This is a genomic window from Leeuwenhoekiella obamensis (assembly GCF_055391795.1).
In genome coordinates this window covers 1,603,823-1,623,607 of record NZ_AP029251.1, presented here as the reverse complement: position 1 = coordinate 1,623,607, position 19,785 = coordinate 1,603,823, and the positions used below count along the sequence as shown (strand labels likewise).

Sequence of the window (19,785 nt, the reverse complement as noted above, 5' to 3'; positions counted from 1 at the left end):
TTTTAATGTAGTATATAGGTGTGGCTTTCGCCAAAAAAGTTACAGGAAATCCCCTTTATTCTTTGCGCACCGTTTTAAGATTGAGAAAGTTTTGCGGGTTGGGTTTTAATCCTTTTACATTCTTCTGAACAAACTGTACTACCTGGTCATAATACAGCGGTACAACGGGAGCTTCAGCGATGATAATGCTATCCATTTGCGCATAGAGATTCTTACGTTCAGTAATATCTGTTAATAGAAAACTTTGCTCATAAAGCGCATCAAATCGCTCATTCTTAAAGTGGGTGTAGTTAGGGCCGTTAGGCGTGAAGTTCTTACTGTAAAATAGCGAAAGATAATTTTCAGCATCCGGGTAATCTGCGATCCAGCTTGCGCGAAAAACCTGCAGCTGCCCAGTACTTTTCATCTGGCGTAGGGTAGAAGGCGGCATAACATCAACTGTGATCTCTAGACCTAATTTGCCCACTTCTCGCTGAATATATTCGCAAATATCTAGATATTGACTGTTTGTGCCAATGTTGAGCGTAGGAGAAGCGTCGCCAGTTTCATTGATGTATTGCGATATGAGTGCTCTGGCTTTTTCTGGGTTGTATTCAAAACCAGCAGTCTCACCATAGCCTGGCAATCCCATGGGAATGAAACCAGCATTCGCCGGAATCCCAATACCATTGCGCAAATATGTGATCATCTTTTGACGGTCAAAGCCATAATTTACTGCTTGCCTAAGCAGTTTAGATTGAGATTCTCCTTGTTTGTCAAGAAAGAAGCCTAGATATTCAGTGTTGAGAAACGGCCCAGTAAGAATATTGACTTTATCTAAATATTTGTCTCTTAGTTTGCCTTTAGTGGTAAGCAATTCGTCTTTATAAGATGGATCTAAACTGTTTAAAAAATCCAGATTACCTTGAGCAAACTGCAGAAATTCACTTTGTTTATCTGGTAAGAATGTGATTGCAACTGCTTCAAGATAGGGTAACTGATTGCCGGTTTCGTCTTTCTCAAAGTAGAGTTCATTTCGTCGCAAGACAAGTTTAACCCCTTCTTCCCAACGCTTAAATTTAAACGGACCAGTGCCTATGGGATGAGATCTAAATTTTGAACCATAAAAATCTGCGACTTCATGCGGCACAACGCTACAATAACGCATACCCAGAAGCCCAAGAAAAGCAGGAAACGGTTGGCTAAGTTTTATGACAAAAGTTGAGTCGTTCTCAGCATGATATTCTTCTACATTACCCAATACCCAACCGCCGGGAGAAGCAACCGCCGGATCTTTAAGTCGGTTAAAACTGTAAACAAAATCCTGCGCAACTACTGCGCGTGTGCTGTCTTTACCAAACTTCTCATGCTTATGAAAAAACACATCATCTCTAAGTGTGAAAGTGTATGTCTTCGCATCCTCGCTTACTTGCCAACTTTTGGCAACATCAGGCACAACATTAAGACTGTCATCCTGTTTTACCAGACCATTAAACAATTGGTTCGTGGGCCAGATAATAGGAGGATTACGCGCAAAAGCAGGATCTAGTGTCGCAATATTATACTGCTCATTATAGCGAAAAACTTGGGAGTCGTTGAAGGTTGTTTTATCGTCACTACACGAAATACAGCATACAGCGAGTGTAATTATTATGAGGAATTGACTTAAAATGGTTTTTAAGGACATCAAATTTTGAGCAATAGCATTATTCTGAGTAAATTTGCACCACTTTTTTAATAAGGTAGGCGCCTTATGGCGAAATTAACCTAATAATTAAAAATAACGTTACGTGGTTGACATAGGTTCAAAAAAAGTCGCATTCTATACGCTGGGTTGTAAGTTGAATTTCTCTGAAACTTCGACCATTGCGCGCAGTTTTGAGCAAGAAGGCTTTGAACGGGTAGAATTTGAAACTCATGCAGATATTTATGTAATTAATACCTGCAGCGTTACAGATAACGCAGATAAGCGTTTTAAAACCATTGTAAAGCAAGCACAAAAGATCAATCCGGATGCTTTTGTTGTAGCGGTGGGTTGCTATGCGCAATTAAAACCAGAAGAATTGGCGGCCGTTGACGGTGTGGACCTTGTTCTGGGCGCTACTGAAAAATTTAAGATCACAGATTATCTAAACGACCTTTCTAAAAATGATTTAGGAGAGGTACATAGTTGCGAGATTCAAGAAGCAGATTTTTATGTTGGCTCTTATTCAATAGGCGATCGCACGCGTGCTTTTCTCAAGGTTCAGGATGGTTGCGATTATAAGTGTACCTATTGCACCATTCCGCTGGCGCGTGGTATTTCACGAAGTGATACATTAGATAACGTTTTGGCGAATGCCAAAGAAATATCAGAGCAAGGCATTAAAGAGATCGTACTTACCGGTGTAAATATCGGTGATTACGGTAAGGGAGAATTTGGGAACAAGAAACACGAGCACACATTTCTTGACCTCGTTACAGAGCTTGATAAAGTAGATGGAATCGAACGTTTACGAATTTCAAGCATAGAGCCTAATTTACTTAAAAACGATACCATAGATCTGGTTGCTGAAAGCAGGGCTTTTGTGCCGCATTTTCACATACCATTGCAGAGCGGGAACAATGAGATCTTGGGTAAAATGCGCCGTCGTTATCGCCGCGAACTTTATGTAGATCGTGTTGCTCGCATTCGCGAAAAGATGCCTCACGCGTGTATTGGTGTTGATGTGATCGTTGGTTTTCCTGGCGAGACAGATGAACATTTCTTGGATACGTATAAATTCTTGAGCGATCTAGATATTTCATATTTACACGTTTTTACATACTCTGAGCGTGACAATACGTTGGCGACAGAGATGGAAGGCGTGGTGCCATTAAAAGTGCGTAAGAAGAGAAGTAAAATGCTTAGAGGCCTTTCGGCGAAAAAGCGTCGCGCGTTCTACGAATCGCAAGTAGGAGATGAAAGAACAGTGCTCTTTGAAGGTGAAAATAAACAAGGATACATTCACGGTTTTACAGAAAACTACGTCAAAGTAAAAGCCCCATGGAATCCTGAGCTTGTAAATACACTACACGATGTTGAATTAACGCACATTGATGAAGATGGTCTTGTGCGGTTTGATTTTGTAGAAGAACAAGAGAACATATATGCATAAAAAAACCTCGCAGCTGCGAGGTTTTTTTATTTTTTATGGAGGTAAAATAGCTAGATGTTAATCCCCACAGGTAAAAGTTTTTTATACTTTCTACGATTAGATCTCATGAATTTAGCGATCTCTGGACTTGTGGGAACAAGGCTTATATTTCTGTCTTCAATGATATTAAAAACAGCAACGATAAAATCGGTCATGTGATCCTCTGTGCCTTCTGGCATAGTGATTTTCGTAAGAAAGATTTTGCGATCTTGCTGAGAGTATTCAATCTTAGCAAGTTTCTCATCAAAAGTGGCTTCAAATTGCCTTAAGAATTCATTGTCTGTAATCTCAATATCATTCATTACTTCCATAAATATTTGGTTTAATTTAGATTTTCGGTCTAATGATTCTTTTGGTTTGGCGGGAAAACGTTAACAACAAGTTAACACGATCATGTATCAAATTTACGAAAAATTAACGATTTATCAAGGGTCAAAAATGTTAAACCACTAATTTTGAAGTATGCCTGCACACGTTTATCTCATGCCAGGGATGGCCGCGAGTCCCAAGATCTTTAACTTTATTAAGCTGCCAGAAGAAGATTATGTAATTCATAAGCTACAATGGATCATTCCAGAAACTTCAGAGACTTTACAAGAGTATGCAACTAGTATAAGTAATGAGATCACAGAGCCAGATCCTATCCTAATTGGTGTGAGTTTTGGAGGTGTTCTTGTGCAAGAAATTGCTAAGATCATTCATGTAGACAAGCTTGTGCTCATAAGCAGCGTTAAAAGCAAATATGAATTGCCTAAGCGTATGAACTTTTCGCGAAAGCTAGCTTTATACAATATCGCGCCGGTAAGCATATTTAAGAATTTGCCTGCGTTGAGGCGTATGGCGCCAAATAAATGGTTGAAGAAAAAGCTTTCTTTATATGAGAAATATCTATCTGTAAATGATCCTAAATATCTCTCGTGGGCGCTTGAGCAAATGCTTTGCTGGGAGCAGGAAGAGCCGCCACAACCTCTTGTTCATATTCATGGTGATGCTGATACGGTTTTTCCGCATAAATACATTAAAAACTGCATTACAGTGCCCGGCGGAACGCACATTATGATAATCACTCAGTACCTGTGGTTTAACAAAAAGCTTCCTGATATTTTAGAAAATTATTCGGTAAATTGCGTTAACTAAAAACAAGATCAAGCTATGATTAAAATGAAAAATGTGCTTGCGGGAATAGGCCTGATCGCTATTACGCTAGTATCAATACAGGCGGTGCAAGATGCACCGAAACAACAAAAAAAGGTTCAGGATTCTCCTGAGAAAAATAACTTTAAGGATAAATTAGTTAACGATTATAATGTCTACGCCATCCCGATGCAGGATGATCTGGAGTTTGCTGGTGAGAAAGTGCCGCTAGAAAATCCGGATATAAAAGAGCGTATGGATCGCGAACTTTTAGTAAACACTTATTGGCAGAGTAATGGTTTACTTCTTATAAAACGTGCACACAAATACTTCCCGCTTATTGAGCCTATTTTAAAAGAAGAAGGTGTGCCAGAAGATTTTAAATATCTAGCGGTGATAGAAAGTGGATTAACACAGGCTGTTTCGCCTGCTAGAGCTACTGGTTTTTGGCAATTGATGAGCGGTACTGCAAAAGATGGCGGTCTTGAAGTAAATGATAATGTTGATGAGCGCTACCATATTGAGATGGCAACTCGAGTTGCTTGTGATTATCTTAAGCATAGTAAAGAAGAATTAGGCAGTTGGACACTAGCAGCAGCTGCATATAATGCTGGTCTTGCAGGCATCAACAGAAGATTACGTGAGCAGGATGTAAACGATTATTATGATCTTTTGCTAGGCGAGGAAACAGGGCGCTATATGTTTAGAGTGATTGCTTTAAAAGAGATTTTAAAAGATCCACAGAAGTTTGGGTTTAACTACAGGCCTCAGGATATGTATGCTTCGGTTCCTACTTATGAAGTAAGAGTGGATACAGCAGTGACTGACTTTGTGAAGTTTGCTCAGAAGTTTGATATAAATTACAAGATCTTAAAAATTCACAATCCGTGGTTGAGAGAAGATCACCTTAATAATAAATCTCGCAAAGAGTACTTTATCAAGATCCCTAAAGAAGGTTCTTATACGTACAGCGTAGGAAATTAAGAAGAGAATAAAATGAATTGTTTGAGGGTTGCTTTCGCGAAAGCGACCCTTATTTTTTTACCAAGTAGCGAGCGATTCTTGAATCTCTGTAGGATTTATATTAAGATCAAGATAAACTGCGGCCAACTGTGATGAGATAAATGAAGCGTTCTGCGCATAAGCATCTTCATAACTCACGTTAAGAGAATTAGGCAATCTGCGATTGATGTCAAGAATTTCATGACTTGCAGAGAAAACAAAACTTAGATTAAGTCCTAAAGCATGTTTTAAAAGCGACACTGTTTGCATATGCTCGTTTTGAGTATCATCTACATAAACGATGGTGATATCCTTGTCAAAGCGCTTAGATTCTTTTCTTACCGTCTTTTTATCATCCCAAAACAGAACAACAAAATCTACAAGATCGCTATACTCACTGCAAAGTCTATTAATTACAGGAATTTCACCCTCGTTAGGAATACACCAAGAATCATAAGTAAAAAGAATTACCGGTTTTTCAAATTCACTAAAATCTCTAAGACTTGTATTGTAACCGTTAAAGGTTAATCTGTCTAAAACCGTACCTTGAAGATGGTATTTTACGAGACTGTCAAAATACCTGCGTGCAAGATCTATCTCATTGTTTTTTAACGCAGCATCAGCTTTCTTGTTATAATCCCTAAGATGCATTGACAATGCTTCAGAAAAGAATAATCTGTCGTCTTCAAGATTTTGAGAAGCGGCAAGAAAAGGAGAGAAAAAAAGTAAAAAAAGTAGAGTTCTTGCCATACAAAAATGTTCTTACTACGAATTTAACCTTAAGTAAATAGCAGTTAAAACATTTTAGCTGAAGGGTATAAAAAATCCGCCGTAAGGAATACTTAGGCGGATCGTATGTGTTTTGTGAGGGATTTATCTTCTCCCCATGCGGCCGTATTGATGTTTAGGAACACCAGGCGCTTTACGCATTTGTTGTTTCATCATTTTTATCTGATCATCCAGCATATTATGCTTGTCTAATTTTTTGGCTTCCGCCAAAAGTAGATCTGCTTCTCTACGGCGGTTCTTAGACATTGCAATACCTGCAAGATTTATTTTGGCCATAGCCAGATCAGTCTTCATATTAAGCCCTAAAGAGATCGCTTTTTTGAAATATTTCTCAGCTTGTGAAATGTTGGTTTGAGAAAGCATCAAACCGTTAAGGTAATAATAGTAACCTTCTTGCTTTTGAACTAAAGCAGCTTTAGGGTTGTTGATTTTATCTAGCCATCTTTTTGCGCCAGCAAAATCTTGTTTTCTTAATCTTAAAAATGCAAGAATGATGATCTCATTTTTAAAATAGAGAAGAATGAATATCGCCGAAAACAGTACAAGGCTAATGCCGTTGCCTATTTCATTTTCTATAAATTGCCATACAGCGAGGGCAATTACAATTACAAAAAGCGCTAATTTTATATTCTTATTGAACATGCAAAGTTATTTTCGTGTTTAGAAGAGATTGCAAAAGTATTTCTTTTTACAGGCTTGCAAAGGTAAAAAAATCAATTGTAAAAAAATTAGGAAATAGGTTTGTGCAACAAAAAAGACTTTGTATATTTGCGCCCAGTTTTTTGGGTCCCTGCCCAGTTACAGTTTAGACAATAAAATTTTAAAGCGAGTAAAGAAGATACACCATGAAAAGAACGTTTCAACCGTCTAAGAGAAAGAGAAGGAACAAGCACGGCTTCCGCGAGCGTATGGCATCCGCTAACGGTCGAAAGGTACTTGCCCGTAGAAGGGCTAAGGGTAGAAAGAAGTTGTCTGTATCTTCTGAACTAAGACATAAGAAGTAATGGTTAATTACCATTTAATAAAAAGGTGTTGCTTTTAGGAGTAACACCTTTTTTTTTAGCCTACTGGCTCGTAATTTTACAAACACCAATTAATTAATTCTTTTATAATGCCAAAAGACCAGAGTCTTAAATCGATTTTAATAATAGGGTCAGGACCTATCGTAATAGGTCAGGCCTGTGAGTTTGATTATTCAGGATCTCAAGCGCTGAGATCATTAAGAGAAGATGGGATAGAGACGATCCTTATAAACTCTAATCCTGCAACGATAATGACAGATCCATCAATGGCAGATCACGTGTATCTATTGCCATTGACTACAAAGTCATTAGTAAAAATCCTTAAAGAACACCCGCAAATTGATGCTGTGCTACCTACTATGGGTGGGCAAACTGCATTAAATCTTTGTATCGAAGCAGATGAAAAAGGTATTTGGGAAGACTTTGGTGTTAAGATCATTGGTGTAGATATCGATGCTATTAATATCACAGAAGATCGTGAGAAATTCCGTGAGTTAATGCTTAAGATCGGTGTAGGCATGGCGCCGCAGGCTACGGCTACATCTTTTCTTAAAGGTAAAGAGATCGCTCAAGAATTTGGGTTTCCGCTAGTAATTAGAGCGTCTTATACGTTAGGTGGAGCTGGTGCTTCTATAGTTTACAAGCCAGAGGATTTTGATAAACAATTAAGTCATGGTCTTGAGATCTCTCCTATTCATGAGGTGATGATAGATAAAGCCCTAATGGGGTGGAAGGAATATGAATTGGAACTTTTAAGAGATAAGAATGATAACGTAGTTATTATTTGTACCATTGAGAATATGGATCCAATGGGTATTCACACTGGAGATTCAATTACTGTTGCTCCGGCAATGACTTTGAGTGATAGTACCTTCCAGAAAATGCGTGATATGGCAATTCATATGATGCGTTCTATAGGTGATTTTGCAGGTGGATGTAACGTGCAGTTTGCTGTAAGTCCTGATGAGAAAGAAGATATCATCGCTATCGAAATTAACCCTCGTGTATCTAGATCATCAGCTTTAGCGTCTAAAGCAACTGGTTATCCAATTGCAAAGATCGCTTCTAAACTTGCGATAGGTTATACTCTTGATGAGCTAGATAACCAGATCACAAAATCTACTTCGGCGCTTTTTGAGCCTACTTTAGATTATGTAATCGTAAAAATCCCTCGTTGGAACTTTGATAAATTTGAAGGGAGTGACCGCTCGCTAGGTCTGCAGATGAAGTCTGTAGGTGAAGTAATGGGTATTGGTCGTTCTTTCCAGGAAGCGCTTCATAAAGCAACTCAATCTCTTGAAATCAAGAGAAATGGTCTAGGAGCTGATGGAAAAGGACATACGAACTACGATACTATTATTGAAAAACTTACTGTCGCAAGTTGGGATAGAGTGTTTGTTTTGTATGATGCGATACAGATGGGTATTCCGTTGAGTCGTATTCATGAGATCACAAAAATAGATATGTGGTTCTTGAAGCAATTCCAGGAACTTGACGCTCTTGAAAAAGAGATAGGTAAGTATACGATAGATACACTTTCTAGAGACCTGTTGCTTGAAGCAAAACAAAAAGGTTTCGCCGACAGGCAAATAGCGCACATGCTAGATTGTCTTGAAAGTCAAGTCTACAATAAGCGCGACGAACTGAAGATCAATCGTGTTTACAAACTAGTTGATACTTGTGCGGCGGAATTTGTTGCGCAAACTCCATATTTCTATTCGACTTTTGAGAATGACATGCAGTTGGCTTCCGGTGAGCCATTTGCTGAAAATGAAAGTAAGGTTACTGATAGAAAGAAAATCATTGTGCTAGGTTCTGGACCTAACCGTATAGGTCAAGGTATCGAGTTTGATTACTGTTGTGTGCATGGTGTTTTGGCTGCAGCCGAATGTGGTTATGAGACCATTATGATAAACTGTAACCCTGAAACGGTATCTACAGACTTTGATACGGCAGATAAATTATACTTTGAGCCAGTATTCTGGGAGCATATTTATGACATTATTCGTCATGAAAAACCTGAAGGTGTAATTGTACAGTTAGGTGGGCAAACAGCTCTAAAACTAGCTGAGAAATTAGATCGCTACGGAATAAAGATCATAGGTACAAGCTATCAAGCGCTTGATCTTGCTGAAGATCGTGGAAGCTTCTCAAGGCTTCTTAAGGAAAATAACATTCCTTATCCTGAATTTGACACTGCAGAAACTGCTGAAGAAGCACTTGCTGTGGCAGATAAATTAGATTTTCCAATTCTTGTAAGACCTTCTTACGTATTGGGTGGTCAGGGGATGAAGATTGTGATCAATAAGCAGGAACTAGAGGAAACTGTAGTAGATCTACTTAGAAAAATACCAAACAACAAATTACTTCTTGATCATTATCTAGAAGGTGCGATCGAGGCAGAAGCTGATGCGATCTGTGATGGAGAAAATGTGTACATTATAGGTATTATGGAGCACATTGAGCCTTGCGGTATTCACTCTGGTGATAGTAACGCTTTGCTTCCTCCGTTTAACTTAGGAGACCTTGTGATCCAGCAAATTAAAGAGCATACGCATAAAATCGCGCTTGCGCTTAATACTGTAGGATTGATCAATATTCAGTTTGCGATCAAAGATGACAAAGTATATATCATAGAAGCAAACCCACGTGCTTCTAGAACAGTGCCTTTTATTGCAAAAGCTTATGGTGAGCCATATGTGAATTATGCAACTAAAGTTATGCTAGGAGAGAAGAAGGTGACGGATTTTGACTTTAAGCCAAAATTAGACGGATATGCGATCAAGCAACCGGTATTCAGTTTCAACAAATTCCCTAATGTGAATAAACAACTAGGGCCAGAGATGAAGAGTACAGGAGAGAGTATCTTGTTTATAGATAATCTTATGGATGATGACTTTTATGATCTGTATGCAAGAAGAAAAATGTATTTAAGTAAATAATTTTGCAACGTTTTTAAGCTTTCATCGTCTATTCAGATAAATAGATTTGTAATCTTGGCATTATTTTAGCATTAAGAAATATATAAATCTATAATTTTGTGTAACCTAAATACCTGAGTATGGCATGAAAGCTACATTTTTATTTATTGCATTATTTGTGGCGAGCTTGTCTTTTTCGCAGAGTTATCCAATAAACTCAACGGAAAATTATCAGGTTACTCAGCCTACTAAGATTAAAATATATCCTAATCCTGTAAAAGATAGGTTGTATTTTAAAACAGACGGAGAGAGGAGAAGCTTTGAAGTTTCGATTCATGATGTGCTGGGTAAGCTCGTTAAAAAAGAAAAACTTACCACGTCTAGTATTAGAAATGGTATGGATGTTAGCAATTTGCGCAGAGGTGTATACTTAGTTCAAATTGATGACGGCAAGTCTTCGCATACGCAGAAAATGATCAAAAACTAATCGCTAGTAAAATTCTAGTATAAAGCCAGTTCAAATTGAGCTGGCTTTTTTTATGGAAAGAGCATAAAATATTTTTCAAGTAATACGTAAATTGAAAATAAATTACCCTTCATTAAATATTCAATGACCCCAAAAGATCAAATAAATAAACTTCGTGAAGAGCTTAAAGAGCACAACTATAATTATTATGTGCTTGACAATCCTGTGATCTCAGATCTTGAGTTTGATCAGAAACTTAAAGAGCTTCAAGATTTAGAGTCTAAACATCCAGAATTTTTTGATGCTAATAGCCCATCACTTAGAGTAGGCGGTGCGGTAACTAAGAATTTTAATACCGTTGCGCATGAGTTGAGAATGTATTCTTTAGATAACTCATACTCACAGGAAGATCTTGAAGATTGGGAAAAACGAATTAAAAAGATCGTAGATGGCGATGTTGAGTATACCTGCGAACTAAAGTATGACGGGGCGTCAATTAGTCTTACTTATGAAAACGGCGAACTGGTACGAGCGGTAACAAGAGGTGATGGATTTCAAGGGGATGATGTTACTAATAATGTAAAAACCATTAGATCGGTTCCTTTAAAGTTGCGAGGTGATTTTCCTGAGAAATTTCATATTAGAGGTGAGATCGTTCTGCCGCTTGAAGGGTTTGCAAAAATGAATGCAGAGCGTGTTGAGGCTGGTGAAGAACCATACAGTAACCCTAGAAACACAGCGTCTGGAAGTCTAAAATTGCAAGATAGCGCCGAGGTTGCAAAGCGGCCATTAGAGTGCTTATTATACAGCATCGTGGGCGAAAATATTAAAATAACCTCACAATTTGAATGTCTTACAAAAGCAAGAGAATGGGGTTTTAAAGTGCCTGATGTTGCTAAACTGGCAAAATCAACGCAAGAAACGCTTCAGTTTATAGATCATTGGGATGTTCACCGTCATGAACTGCCTTATGAGACAGATGGTGTTGTAATTAAAGTAAACAGCTTTCAGCAGCAGGAAGAGCTGGGTCACACAGCAAAAGCGCCACGCTGGGCAATGGCTTACAAGTTTAAAGCAGAGCAGGCTGCTACAAAACTCAATAAGATCACTTATCAAGTAGGACGAACGGGAGCGATAACTCCTGTAGCAAATTTAGAAGCTGTGCAATTGGCAGGAACGATCGTTAAGCGCGCTTCACTACATAATGCAGATCAAATTGAAAAACTGGATATTCGAGAAGGAGATACGGTTTTTGTTGAAAAAGGGGGAGAGATCATTCCTAAGATTGTGGGAGTTGATTTTGAAAAAAGAGATCCAGATTCTCAACCTACACAATATATTTCTGAATGTCCTGAATGCGGCTCTGAACTCATAAGAAATGAAGGAGAAGCCCAGCATTATTGCCCTAATGATACCGGTTGTCCTCCACAGATCATCGGGAGAATACAGCATTTTATTTCGCGTAAAGCGATGGATATTGAAGGTTTAGGTGGAGAAACTGTAACACTTTTGGTTAATGAAGGACTAATCAGCAATTATGCTGATCTGTACGAGCTTAAAAAGGAGCAGATCGTGCCTTTGGAGCGCATGGCAGAGAAGAGTGCAGAGAATTTGGTAAACGGAGTGGAAGCTTCAAAAAACATACCTTTTGAGCGTGTTTTGTTTGCTTTGGGAATTCGCTATGTGGGTGAAACTGTCGCAAAAAAATTGGCTAAGCATTATAAAAGCATAGATAATTTGGCTACAGCCAAAAGTACTGAGTTAATAGAAGTAGATGAGATAGGATCGCGTATTGCCGAAAGTGTAGTTGAGTTTTTTGAAAATGAAGAAAAACGACAACTTGTAGAACGCTTAAAGTCATACGGAGTTCAACTTGAAATATCGCAAGAGGAATTAAAAGGTCAAACCGATAAATTATCAGGTAAGACTTTTGTGATAAGTGGTGTTTTTGAAAAAGTAAGCCGCACAGAGCTTAAAAAATTGATAGAGAAAAACGGTGGTAAGAATACTGGGAGTATTTCGGCAAAGACAGATTATCTGGTTGCTGGCGAAAATATGGGACCTAGTAAACGCACAAAGGCAGAAGGTCTAAATGTGCCTATTATCACTGAAGAAGAATTCTTGAACATGATTGGGTAGTGAGTGATGCAACCTCGATTGAATTTTAAAAATATTGCAATGGGAGTGGGACTTGTCTATGTCCTGCTTATTACGCTTGACGATCACGAAAAATACTTCTGGATCGATTATCTTTTCACGACCTGCATTGGTCTATATTATTACATTGAAAGCGGTAGAAAGATCAACTACAAATTGATCGCTTTGTATATCTTTTCTTGTGGTGTAGAAAGCCTTTTTATTTTCGGGTTTACAGAGAATTATAATGGTATAATGTGGTTTGCAACACTTTTGTTTATAGTGTTCTTGATAATGCTTTATCCAGTTGCAAGAGAAACTATTGTTAGTTTTAAGGAAGTAGATATGCTCAGTTCTGTTCTAGGAATTATTGGGATGGGCTATATCTTATGTTATATAATTTATGTAGTTCTGCCTGTAGTTCCTAATAAAGAACTTCTAATTATGGCTGTAATTCCGTTTGGGATCGTGCTTCTATTATTGATTTTTATACCCGTATTTAACACCAGGATCAACAATTTTAATCTTGTGATTATTGGAGGAGCACTTTTTGTAGAAATGGTTTCAGGTCTTGTGAGTGAATTTCTATTTGAGTCGTACGCAATGGTAGTAGCCACTTATGTAGCATCAATGATCTATAAAGTGGTTTTTGCAGTCTTCTTGCTTAATAGGATGAAAAAAGACGATAGAAATCTTGAACTCGATAGAGTTACACGTTGATCACAACACCTTCTGAAGATGCTTTGCCTGATGTGTCAAAGTAAAAATCTACCTTACCCAGGTTGATTCCGCCCCAGCCAACTTGATTTACCATTACATCCTTGCCGTCAGCATTTTTAGCAATGGTTGGTTTTGGTAAAAAAGTATGCGTGTGACCACCTATAATCAGATCAATGTTTTTAGTGTTTTTGGCTAAAACAAGATCTGATACTTTATCATATTTGTACTCATATCCTAAGTGCGAAAGACAGATAACGAGATCGCATTGTTTTTCTTCTTTTAAGATACGTGTCATGTCTTGAGCGATCTCAATAGGGTCGAGATATTTAGTTTCTTTAGACATTGCAGGATTAACCAATCCTTGCAATTGTATCCCTACACCAAAGATCCCAACTTTAACGCCATCAACATTAAAGATCTCATACGGTTTTGTTAAGCCATCCATTATGGTGTTGCTAAAGTCATAATTAGATGAGATCATCTTAAACTTAGCATTAGGCATTTGTGCAGCAAGGCCATCAACACCGTTGTCAAAATCATGATTACCTATTGTGGCAGCATCATACTCAAGCATGCTCATGAGTTTAAACTCTAATTCACCGCCATAAAAATTAAAATATGGAGTCCCTTGAAAGATATCACCAGCATCAAGAAGCAAAGTATTCGGGTTTTGTGCTCTCAATTTTTGAATAAGAGATAGTCTTCGAGCTACGCCACCTTGATTTGCAAAATGTGGATCTTCAGCAGGAAACGGCTCTATATGACTATGCACATCGTTAGTGTGTAAGATCGTTAAGTGTTTTTTTGGCTCAGCAAAAGCACTAGTAAAACCTGAACTTGCAAATCCTGCTGCGGTTGCTGCTGCAGCACTTGTTTTTATAAAATTTCTTCTTTTCATAATGTGCTACTCTTGAATAAATCTATTATCTCTTACAGGTGCTATAGTGTCTTTTTTGCCAAAATAATCAATAAGCACATTGCGTACTTTGTAATTAAGAACCTCCATGCTGATTGATTCTCCTAAGAAAACCATTCCGTCGCCGCCTTGCTGTAAATAGTCATTTGTGGCGATAAAGTACGTCTCATTATCTTCTACAGGTTTTCCTTGAATAGTAGATTTTACTATGTTACGATCTTTATCAATGATAAGTTGCATGTGCGAGATAGGATGCGCTTTACCACGTTTAAGGTATTCAAACATTTCTTTAGCTTTCTCGCCGCTAATTTCTACAACAACGATGCTGTTCTCAAAAGGCATGATCTCAAAAGCCGTACGCGTAGTGATTGGTCCTTCTCCTAGAGGAGCTCTAATGCCACCATGATTAAGAAGTACTGCGTCTAGATCTTTACCTGTACGTTCTTTAAACACCGGTCCAGCCATATCATAAACGGCATCTGCCATCATGTTTCCTATTGCGGTGTTGTATTCTCCATCGCTTTTAGAAATACTTTTAGCAGAATAAGATAGCACGCTATCCATTTGCTTATCTATATTTTCTTTGAACGGTTTAATGTATTCTACAATTTTAGCGTCACTCTCAATACTATCGTTAATATTGATCTGAGTTCCGGTAATCTTCTGTAGTGTAGGCTTATTCTCTTTGCAGGAAGTAAAAGCAATAAATAAAAGGCTTAGTGAAGCCAGAAAGAATCTTTTCATGATCTAATGAAAATAGTTTAGCGACAAGATAATTAGTTACATTTGTCCTCTAACGCAAAATTAGATGTTTTTTCAATCTTTAAAGAAAAAATCACTTAAAAGAAATATTCATAAACTACTGCAAAGCGGCGAGGGACCTACATCTTCTAGCCAATTAAAAACAGCAGGAATACTTGTGGATCATACGGCTTTTAAAGATGTATCTGCTTTAAAACAAATGCTTCAGGATATAAGCAGTGGTCTTAATTATGAGGTTTTAATTTATGTGAAAAGTCTTAAAGAAGAAGAAACTTTAGTAGGGGATAAATTTTCTGAAAAGTCGGTTAGCAATACCGGTAAAATAAAAGATCCGGTAGTAAAAAGTTTTATTGAAAAACCTTTTGACTTTCTCGTGAGCTATTATAGTACTGAAAATTTACCTTTGCAACTTATTACAGCAAGCTCTGCAGCGAAGTTTAAAGTGGGTCTTCCTACAGATATTGATGTAAACGATCTGGTGCTCAACGTCGTGGTGGGCGATCTAAGCACCTTTAAAAGTGAATTACTTAAATATTTAAAAATCCTTAACAGGATAGATTGAGAATGCAACAGTTTAAAGGAACTGGTGTGGCATTGATCACACCTTTTAAAAATGATCTTTCTTTAGATCTAGAAGGTCTAAAAAAAGTGGTAGAATACTCTATTGATGGTGGAGTAGAATACCTTGTAGTAATGGGTACCACCGCAGAAAATGCAACCCTTACTCCAGCCGAAAAAAAACAGGTTATCCACACCGTGGTAGAAATTGCTAAAGGCAAACTTCCTATTGTTCTTGGCGTGGGAGGTAATGATACAATGAAGGTTGTAAAAGAATTGCAAGAAACAGATCTTAGTGATTTTGATGCAATACTTTCAGTTTCTCCTTATTATAATAGACCTACAAAAGAAGGTATTTATCAGCATTACAAAGCAGTTTCAGAGGCTTCAACGCTTCCTATAATCATGTACAATGTGCCTGCAAGAACAGGTTCTAACATGACTGCCGAAACGACTTTGAGAATCGCTAGAGATTTTGATAACATCATAGGTATTAAAGAAGCAGCTGGAGATATGGTGCAAATGCTTCGTTTGCTTAAGGATCGTCCAGAAGGATTTCTTGTGATCTCTGGTGATGATATGATCGCTTTGCCTACTGTTTTGTCAGGTGGTGATGGTGTTATTTCTGTGATAGGGCAAGGACTTCCAGTGCAGTTTACACAGATGATCAGAGATGGTTTGATAGGTAATTTGGCTGCAGCCAAAGAAAAACATTTTGCATTAATGGAGTCTATAGATTTAATTTTTGCAGAAGGCAATCCCGCAGGAATAAAGGCGTTATTGCATAAAAAAGGTATTTGCGGACCATCAGTTAGACTTCCGCTTGTGCAGGCAAGTGAACAATTAAATGAACAACTTGCAACATACTTGAAGGACATGTAGTCCTTTAGTTTTGTAATCTATTGAAAATACTTATTTTTGCACGATGTTTTTAAACACAATGAAGAACCTTTTTGTAGCGTTATTAGTAATCCTTTCTTTAAGTTCATGCAGTGAATTTCAAGATGTTTTAAAGTCTGATGACGTAGGGAAGAAATATGCATTTGCAGACTCTCTTTATCAGGCTGGTAAATACCGTAAGTCATTAAGGCTGTGGGAGCAGATCGTGCCAAGTTATAGAGGTAAGCCTCAAGCAGAGCGCATCATGTATCTTTATGCTGATAGTTATTATAATGATAAGCAGTACTACATGGCTGGTTATCAGTTTGAGCGTTTTGCATCAGCATATCCTAGTTCAGAAAAAGTAGAAGAAGCAGAGTATAAATCTGCGATGAGCTATGCAGAACTTTCTCCTAGATATAGCTTAGATCAAGGAGAGACAGAAAAGGCGCTTGATAAATTACAGCTTTTTATAGGTAAGTATCCAGACTCAGAATATGCAGAGGTTGCTAATGACCGTATTATTGAGCTAAGTACAAAAGTTCAGAAAAAGGTATTTGAGATCGCAAAAGGCTGGAATAAAATTGAAGATTATCCTACAGCTATTTCAGCTTTAGATGATTTTATATATGATTATCCTGGTTCTCCATTTAGAGAAGCAGCATTTTTCTGGAAGCTCGACTCGCAGTATAAATATGCAGTGGGTAGTGTAGACAGACTTGTAGAAACTAGGCTTGAACAAGCTGATGTGTTTTATGAAAACCTCATAAGATCTTATCCTGAAGGTGACTTTAGAGCAGAGGCGGATGAGATGAAAGAAGATATTGACAAACGTTTGCAGCAAACATTATAATTTTTTAATCCATGGATGTTAAAAATCTAGAAGCACCGGTTAACACGGTAACTCTTAACAAAGAAGAAGTAGATCAACCTACAGGTAATATCTACGAGGCGATCTCTATCATCGCTAAGCGTGCTACGCAAATCAACACAGACATTAAGCGTGAGCTTCTTGAAAAACTTGATGAATTTGCTACTTACAACGATAGCTTAGAAGAGATCTTTGAGAACAAAGAGCAGATCGAGGTGTCTAAATTCTACGAGAAACTTCCTAAGCCACACGCAATGGCTGTTCAGGAATGGTTAGAAGACAAAATTTACTTTAGAGGTTCAGAGGAATCAGAAGCCTAAGCCATGTCTGTATTAAGCGGTAAAAAAGTTTTACTAGGCGTTACTGCTGGTATTGCCGCTTACAAATCAGCCTGGTTAGTAAGGTGTTTTATAAAAGCTGGGGCAGAGGTAAAAGTCATTATGACTCCTGCCGCTAAAGACTTTGTAACACCGCTTACGCTTTCCACTTTATCTAAAAATGAAGTATTGTCCACGTTCACAAATGATGATGAAACGGATAATCCTTCATGGAATAATCACGTAGAACTCGGCCTTTGGGCCGATTTCTTCGTTATAGCCCCTGCCACGGCAAATACGCTGGCAAAAATGAGCACGGGCACTTGCGACAATCTTTTGCTTGCCACATATCTTTCGGCAAAATGTCCTGTTTATTTCGCGCCTGCAATGGATCTTGACATGTATAAGCACAAGAGTACTTTTGAGACTTTTGAGAAATTACAGTCCTTTGGCAATATCATGATCCCTGCCGCACATGGAGAACTCGCCAGTGGTCTTGAAGGTCAAGGAAGAATGGCAGAGCCCGAAGATATTGTTGCTTTTATAGAAAATAGCTATTTAGAGCAATTGCCTTTGCGGCGAAAAAAAATCTTACTCACAGCAGGTCCTACCTACGAAGCTATAGATCCTGTGCGCTTCATAGGCAACCACAGTAGCGGAAAAATGGGTTATGCTTTAGCTGAAAAAGCTCTTGCTTTAGGAGCAGAAGTTATTCTAGTTTCTGGTCCCACGCATTTACAGCTAGAAGATTCCAGACTTACATTAATACGAGTAAGTAGTGCTCAAGAAATGTATGAAGCAGCGCAAGAAAATTTTGATCAAGTAGATATAATGATCGCTGCTGCTGCGGTTGCAGATTATAGACCTTCAAACCCTGAAGCAAACAAAATAAAAAAGAAAACTGCGACGTTAACCTTGCAGTTAGAGCCTACTATAGATATTTTGGCTACCTTAGGAAAGCAAAAGAAAGATCAGTTTATGATAGGTTTTGCTCTTGAAACAGAAAACGAATTAGAAAATGCACAAGGCAAGCTTCAGCGTAAGAATCTTGATATGATCGTTCTCAATTCGCTCAATGACAAAGGCGCAGGCTTCCAGACAGAAACAAACAAGATCACAATTTTGCACAAGAGTGGTGATCAGATAACTTTTGATTTAAAATCAAAAAAAGAAGTCGCTGCAGATATTATAGATCAATTAATTGAAAAAATAAATGCTTAAAAAAGTTCTGTTTTTCATCATATTTCTACCATTCTTAATGAATGGTCAAGAGCTTAATTGCTCTGTAGAGATCAATGCAGAACAAACAGGACAAAGCAATTTGCAAGTTTTTAGAACGCTGCGTACAGCTGTAGAAGAATTCATGAATACCACTTCGTGGACGAATGCACAGTACAAACAGCAAGAAAAAATAGATTGCAACATTGTTTTGATCATAAACACGATCAGCTCAGATTATTTTACAGGAAGTATACAGGTGCAATCTTCGCGACCTGTTTACAACAGCACTTACAATACAACGATATTTAATTTTAATGATAGGCAACTTAGCTTTAGGTATACTGAGTTTCAGCCTATGAATTATAATGCAAATACCTTTGATAATAACCTTATCTCTACACTTGCATTTTATGCGTATACGGTAATCGGGATGGATGCTGCAAGCTTTGAAAACGGTGGAGGTAAACCATATTTTGAAGAAGCTGCGCAGATCGTGAACACCGCTTCACAAGGCAATGGCGAGGGCTGGACGCCACAAAGCGGAGCACAAAGTAGATATCGTTTAAATAGAGATTTACTTTCGCCTAACTTTGAAGGTTTTAATAGCATTCTTTATGCGTATCACCGCAACGGTCTAGATTTTATGGCTGAGAATCCCAAAGAAGCAAAGCAATCTCTGGCGGTTACCATCGGTCTGTTTAATGAACTTTATAATAATCGACCTAACAATTTTCTTACAAGGGTTTTCTTTGACGCAAAGGCAGATGAAGTTGTGAGTATCTTCTCTGGCGGGCCTCAAGTAAATGTAGCAAACCTTACTTCAACGCTCAATAAAGTCGCACCTACAAAAGGTTCTTACTGGCGTAAGATCAAACTGTAAATCTGTTTGATTTTGGTTTGAATTTGCCCTTAATCC

General features: G+C 38.0%; 20 protein-coding genes. 14 read left to right on the top strand and 6 right to left on the bottom strand.

Annotation, left to right across the window (positions count from 1 at the left end; all coding sequences use genetic code 11):
• Positions 1-55: 55 nt before the first annotated feature.
• Positions 56-1,666 carry an ABC transporter substrate-binding protein gene (locus ACZ5L8_RS07240; RefSeq protein ID WP_464440932.1) on the bottom strand — a complete coding sequence of 537 codons (1,611 nt, stop codon included), beginning with the start codon at positions 1,664-1,666 and terminating at the stop codon, positions 56-58.
• A gap of 112 nt (positions 1,667-1,778) precedes the next feature.
• Between ACZ5L8_RS07240 and mtaB the strand changes: the two genes are divergently transcribed.
• A complete protein-coding gene (mtaB, locus tag ACZ5L8_RS07235; protein WP_464440931.1) occupies positions 1,779-3,116 on the top strand; it encodes a tRNA (N(6)-L-threonylcarbamoyladenosine(37)-C(2))-methylthiotransferase MtaB in 1,338 nt (445 codons plus the stop codon).
• 50 nt (positions 3,117-3,166) lie between these two features.
• Here mtaB and ACZ5L8_RS07230 read toward each other — a convergent pair whose 3' ends face one another.
• A complete protein-coding gene (locus ACZ5L8_RS07230; protein ID WP_462598053.1) occupies positions 3,167-3,466 on the bottom strand; it encodes an N-acetyltransferase in 300 nt (99 codons plus the stop codon).
• 151 nt (positions 3,467-3,617) lie between these two features.
• Here ACZ5L8_RS07230 and ACZ5L8_RS07225 point away from each other — a divergent pair, with 151 nt between their 5' ends.
• Both ACZ5L8_RS07225 and ACZ5L8_RS07220 read left to right on the top strand, forming a co-directional pair.
• A complete protein-coding gene (locus ACZ5L8_RS07225) occupies positions 3,618-4,292 on the top strand; it encodes an alpha/beta hydrolase (protein ID WP_464440583.1) in 675 nt (224 codons plus the stop codon).
• A 15-nt stretch (positions 4,293-4,307) separates the two neighbouring features.
• Positions 4,308-5,273, top strand: coding sequence for a lytic transglycosylase domain-containing protein (locus tag ACZ5L8_RS07220; protein WP_462598055.1), 966 nt, complete (start codon positions 4,308-4,310; stop codon positions 5,271-5,273).
• Positions 5,274-5,330: 57 nt separating this feature from the next.
• Here the strand turns inward: ACZ5L8_RS07220 and ACZ5L8_RS07215 are convergent, their stop codons facing one another.
• Both ACZ5L8_RS07215 and ACZ5L8_RS07210 read right to left on the bottom strand, forming a co-directional pair.
• On the bottom strand, positions 5,331-6,041 hold the full coding sequence (locus tag ACZ5L8_RS07215; RefSeq protein WP_464440582.1) for a hypothetical protein: 711 nt from the start codon (positions 6,039-6,041) through the stop codon (positions 5,331-5,333).
• A 123-nt stretch (positions 6,042-6,164) separates the two neighbouring features.
• Positions 6,165-6,722, bottom strand: a complete 558-nt coding sequence (locus tag ACZ5L8_RS07210; protein WP_462598057.1) for a DUF2892 domain-containing protein — start codon at positions 6,720-6,722, stop codon at positions 6,165-6,167.
• A gap of 203 nt (positions 6,723-6,925) precedes the next feature.
• Between ACZ5L8_RS07210 and rpmH the strand changes: the two genes are divergently transcribed.
• From rpmH to ACZ5L8_RS07185, 5 genes are all read left to right on the top strand, one after another.
• Positions 6,926-7,084: a 50S ribosomal protein L34 gene (gene rpmH / locus ACZ5L8_RS07205; RefSeq protein ID WP_136844485.1), complete on the top strand. Its 159-nt coding sequence runs from the start codon at positions 6,926-6,928 to the stop codon at positions 7,082-7,084.
• Positions 7,085-7,191: 107 nt separating this feature from the next.
• Positions 7,192-10,044 carry a carbamoyl-phosphate synthase large subunit gene (carB, locus tag ACZ5L8_RS07200; protein WP_464440581.1) on the top strand — a complete coding sequence of 951 codons (2,853 nt, stop codon included), beginning with the start codon at positions 7,192-7,194 and terminating at the stop codon, positions 10,042-10,044.
• A 124-nt stretch (positions 10,045-10,168) separates the two neighbouring features.
• The gene (locus tag ACZ5L8_RS07195; RefSeq protein ID WP_464440580.1) at positions 10,169-10,510 is read left to right on the top strand and encodes a T9SS type A sorting domain-containing protein; all 342 of its coding nucleotides are present in this window, start codon (positions 10,169-10,171) and stop codon (positions 10,508-10,510) included.
• Positions 10,511-10,633: 123 nt separating this feature from the next.
• On the top strand, positions 10,634-12,628 hold the full coding sequence (gene ligA, locus ACZ5L8_RS07190) for an NAD-dependent DNA ligase LigA (protein ID WP_464440579.1): 1,995 nt from the start codon (positions 10,634-10,636) through the stop codon (positions 12,626-12,628).
• 39 nt (positions 12,629-12,667) lie between these two features.
• Positions 12,668-13,345, top strand: a complete 678-nt coding sequence (locus ACZ5L8_RS07185) for a hypothetical protein (RefSeq protein ID WP_464440578.1) — start codon at positions 12,668-12,670, stop codon at positions 13,343-13,345.
• Here the strand turns inward: ACZ5L8_RS07185 and ACZ5L8_RS07180 are convergent.
• Together ACZ5L8_RS07180 and ACZ5L8_RS07175 are read right to left on the bottom strand one after the other, a co-directional pair.
• The gene (locus ACZ5L8_RS07180; protein ID WP_464440577.1) at positions 13,335-14,243 is read right to left on the bottom strand and encodes a bifunctional metallophosphatase/5'-nucleotidase; all 909 of its coding nucleotides are present in this window, start codon (positions 14,241-14,243) and stop codon (positions 13,335-13,337) included. The genes ACZ5L8_RS07185 and ACZ5L8_RS07180 overlap by 11 nt on opposite strands.
• Positions 14,244-14,249: 6 nt before the next feature.
• Complete coding sequence (locus tag ACZ5L8_RS07175; RefSeq protein WP_464440576.1) at positions 14,250-15,005, bottom strand: 5'-nucleotidase C-terminal domain-containing protein; 756 nt, start codon at positions 15,003-15,005, stop codon at positions 14,250-14,252.
• Positions 15,006-15,069: 64 nt separating this feature from the next.
• On the opposite strand from ACZ5L8_RS07175, the gene ACZ5L8_RS07170 reads away from it, so the two are divergent.
• The 6 genes from ACZ5L8_RS07170 to porD are packed head-to-tail and all read left to right on the top strand — an operon-like array spanning position 15,070 to position 19,749.
• Positions 15,070-15,585: a DUF6913 domain-containing protein gene (locus ACZ5L8_RS07170; RefSeq protein ID WP_464440575.1), complete on the top strand. Its 516-nt coding sequence runs from the start codon at positions 15,070-15,072 to the stop codon at positions 15,583-15,585.
• A 2-nt stretch (positions 15,586-15,587) separates the two neighbouring features.
• Positions 15,588-16,463 (top strand): 4-hydroxy-tetrahydrodipicolinate synthase, encoded by an 876-nt coding sequence (gene dapA, locus ACZ5L8_RS07165; RefSeq protein WP_464440574.1) that lies wholly within the window; start codon positions 15,588-15,590, stop codon positions 16,461-16,463.
• A 58-nt stretch (positions 16,464-16,521) separates the two neighbouring features.
• Positions 16,522-17,313 carry an outer membrane protein assembly factor BamD gene (locus tag ACZ5L8_RS07160; RefSeq protein WP_462598066.1) on the top strand — a complete coding sequence of 264 codons (792 nt, stop codon included), beginning with the start codon at positions 16,522-16,524 and terminating at the stop codon, positions 17,311-17,313.
• An 11-nt stretch (positions 17,314-17,324) separates the two neighbouring features.
• Complete coding sequence (locus ACZ5L8_RS07155; protein WP_464440573.1) at positions 17,325-17,651, top strand: DNA-directed RNA polymerase subunit omega; 327 nt, start codon at positions 17,325-17,327, stop codon at positions 17,649-17,651.
• Positions 17,652-17,654: 3 nt separating this feature from the next.
• Positions 17,655-18,869, top strand: a complete 1,215-nt coding sequence (coaBC, locus tag ACZ5L8_RS07150) for a bifunctional phosphopantothenoylcysteine decarboxylase/phosphopantothenate--cysteine ligase CoaBC (RefSeq protein WP_464440572.1) — start codon at positions 17,655-17,657, stop codon at positions 18,867-18,869.
• On the top strand, positions 18,862-19,749 hold the full coding sequence (gene porD, locus ACZ5L8_RS07145; RefSeq protein ID WP_464440571.1) for a type IX secretion system protein PorD: 888 nt from the start codon (positions 18,862-18,864) through the stop codon (positions 19,747-19,749). Before coaBC ends, porD begins: the two co-directional genes overlap by 8 nt.
• Positions 19,750-19,785: the final 36 nt, after the last annotated feature.